The 2,916-nt window shown below is 74.9% G+C and carries 1 protein-coding gene; it reads left to right on the forward strand.

Annotated elements, in window-relative coordinates:
* Positions 1 to 2,916 (forward strand): amino acid adenylation domain-containing protein (locus ACWCXH_RS39790; RefSeq protein ID WP_449806396.1); only part of this gene is annotated, 2,916 nt, incomplete at both ends.

The raw sequence follows: 2,916 nt of genomic DNA on the forward strand, positions 1-2,916 counted from the left end.
GTCGGCGTACGCGCACCAGGACGTGCCGTTCGAGCACCTGGTGGAGGTGCTGAACCCGTCCCGGTCGCTGTCGCACCACCCGCTGTTCCAGACCGGGCTGGTCGTGCAGAACGCCCCGGGCGGCGACTTCGACCTCCCCGGCCTCCGGGTCTCCGGGGTGGCCGTGACCACCGGCACCTCGCGGCTCGACCTGACCTTCGGCCTCGCGGAGGAACACGGCAGCGACGGCGCGCCGGCGGGAATCAGCGGTGCCGTCGAGTACAGCACCGACCTGTTCGACCGTTCGACGGTCGAGTCGTTGGTCGCCCGGTGGACCAGGCTGCTGGCCGCGGTCGTCGCCGCTCCTGACCGGCCGATCGGCGGGATCGACCTGCTGTCCGGCGAGGAGCGCCGCGAGCTGCTGCCCGCGGCCGAGGGCGGGGCGGCTCCGGTGAGCCTGCCGGAGCTGTTCGCGGTGCAGGTGGCGGCGACGCCGGAGGCGGTTGCGCTGGTGTGCGGTGACGTCGAGTTGACGTACCGCGAGCTGAACGCCCGGGCGAACCGGTTCGCGCATGCGTTGATCGCCAGGGGCGTGGGTCCGGAGCAGGTCGTGGCGGTGGCGTTGCCGCGGTCGGTGGAGTCGGTGGTGGCCGTCCTGGGTGTGCTGAAGGTCGGGGCCGCGTACCTGCCGGTGGATCCGGCGTACCCGCAGGCGCGGATCGCGTTCATGCTGGAGGACGCTTGTCCGTCGGTGGTGGTCGATGATCCGGCGCTGGTGGCCGAGGGGGACTGGCCGGACACCGACCCGGGCGTCGTGCTCGACGTCCGGCATCCGGCCTACGTGATCTACACCTCGGGCTCGACCGGCCGCCCCAAGGGGGTCGTGGTCAGCCACACGGGCGTGTCGGGCCTGGTGGCGGCGCAGGTCGAGCGGCTCGGCGTCGACGCCGACAGCCGGGTGCTCCAGTGCGCCTCGCCCAGCTTCGACGCGTCCTTCTGGGACCTCTGCAGCGCCCTGCTCACCGGTGCCGCCCTCGTCCTGGCCCGGTCCGAGGCACCACTGGAGGCCCTGACGGACCGCCGGCTCGATGTCACCCACGTGACGCTGCCGCCCTCGGCCCTGGCCGCGCTGGACGGCACCGACCTCGCGGCCGGCACCCTGGTGGTGGCGGGCGAGGCCTGTGCGCCGGAGCTGGTGGCCCGTTGGGCGCCCGGACGGCGGATGATCAACGCGTACGGTCCGACCGAGACGACGGTGTGCGCGACCATGAGCGACCCGCTGTCGCCGGGGTCCGGTGTGCCACCGATCGGCCGACCGGTCGCGGGCTTCCGGGTGTACGTGCTGGACGAGCGGCTGCGCGTCGTGCCGCCGGGGGTGACGGGGGAGCTGTACGTCGCCGGTCCGGGTCTGGCGCGCGGGTACCTCAACCGGCCCGGACTCACCGCCGGGCGGTTCCTAGCCTGCCCGTTCGGCCCGGACGGCGAGCGCATGTACCGCACCGGCGACCTGGTACGGCGTCGGGCCGACGGCGAGCTGGAGTACGTCGGCCGGGCGGACGACCAGGTGAAGGTGCGCGGCTTCCGCGTCGAACTCGGCGAGATCGAGGCGGTGCTGGCCGGGCACCCGGCCGTCTCCCGGGCCGCCGTCCTCGCCCGGGACGACCGGCTCGTCGGCTACGTGGCGGCACGTCCCGACGGGGTCGTCCGCCCCGCGGAACTGGCGGCGCACCTGCGCGCCCGCCTGCCCGACTACCTGGTGCCGGCCGTCTTCACGGTGCTGGACGCGCTGCCGCTGACGCCGAACGGGAAGCTGGACCGGGCGGCGCTGCCCGCACCCGAAGCCGGTGGCGCCGGGAGCGGCCGGGCGCCGCGCACACCGCAGGAGCAGATCCTGTGCGAGCTGTTCGCCGAGGTGCTGGGCGTGCCGCGGGTCGGGGTCGACGACGACTTCTTCGACCTGGGTGGGCACTCGCTGCTCGCCACCCGGCTGGCCGCCCGGGTGCGTTCGGTGCTCGGCGTGGAGCTCGGGCTGCGCGCGCTCTTCCAGGCGCCCACGGTGGCGGGCCTGGCCGAGTCGCTGGTCGAGGCCGGCCGCGCCCGTCCGGCGTTGACCGTGCAGGAGCGGCCCGAGGCCGTGCCGCTGTCCTTCGCCCAGCGCCGGCTCTGGTTCCTGCACCGCATGGACGGCACCGCCGCGACGTACCACATCCCGCTGGCGCTCCAGCTGACCGGGACGCTCGACCGGGCGGCGCTGGACGAGGCGCTGGCCGACGTGGTGGCCCGGCACGAGAGCCTGCGGACGGTGTTCCCGGAGGTCGACGGCGTACCGTGCCAGCGCGTGCTGGACCCGGCTGCGGCCCGGCCCCGGGCCCGGCTGACCGAGGTGTCGCAGGCCGAACTGCCGGAGAGTCTCGCCGAGTCCGCCCGGCAGCCCTTCGACCTGGCGGCGGAAGCACCGCTGCGGGCGGAGCTGTTCGCGGTCGCGCCGGACGAGCACGTGCTGCTGCTGGTCATGCACCACATCGCCGGCGACGGCTGGTCCACCGGTCCGCTGGCCCGCGACCTGGCCGAGGCGTACGCCGCCCGGAGCGAGGGCCGCGCGCCGCGCTGGTCGGACCTGCCGGTGCAGTACGCCGACTACACGCTGTGGCAGCGTGACCTGCTCGGCGACGCCGCCGACCCCGAGAGCAGGTTCGCCGAGCAGCTCGACTACTGGAAGCGCCAGCTGTCCGACCTGCCGGAGCTGCTCCAGCTGCCCGCCGACCGGCCGCGGCCGGCCGTCGCCGGCTGGCGCGGGGACCACGTCGGCCTGGAGCTGGGCCCCGAACTGCACGCCGCTCTGGTGGAGTTGGCGCGACGCACCGGCACCAGCCTGTTCATGGTGCTCCAGGCGGGCCTCGCCGCGCTGTACACGCGGTTGGGCGCGGGGACGGACAT

The organism is Kitasatospora sp. NPDC001660 (assembly GCF_053596725.1).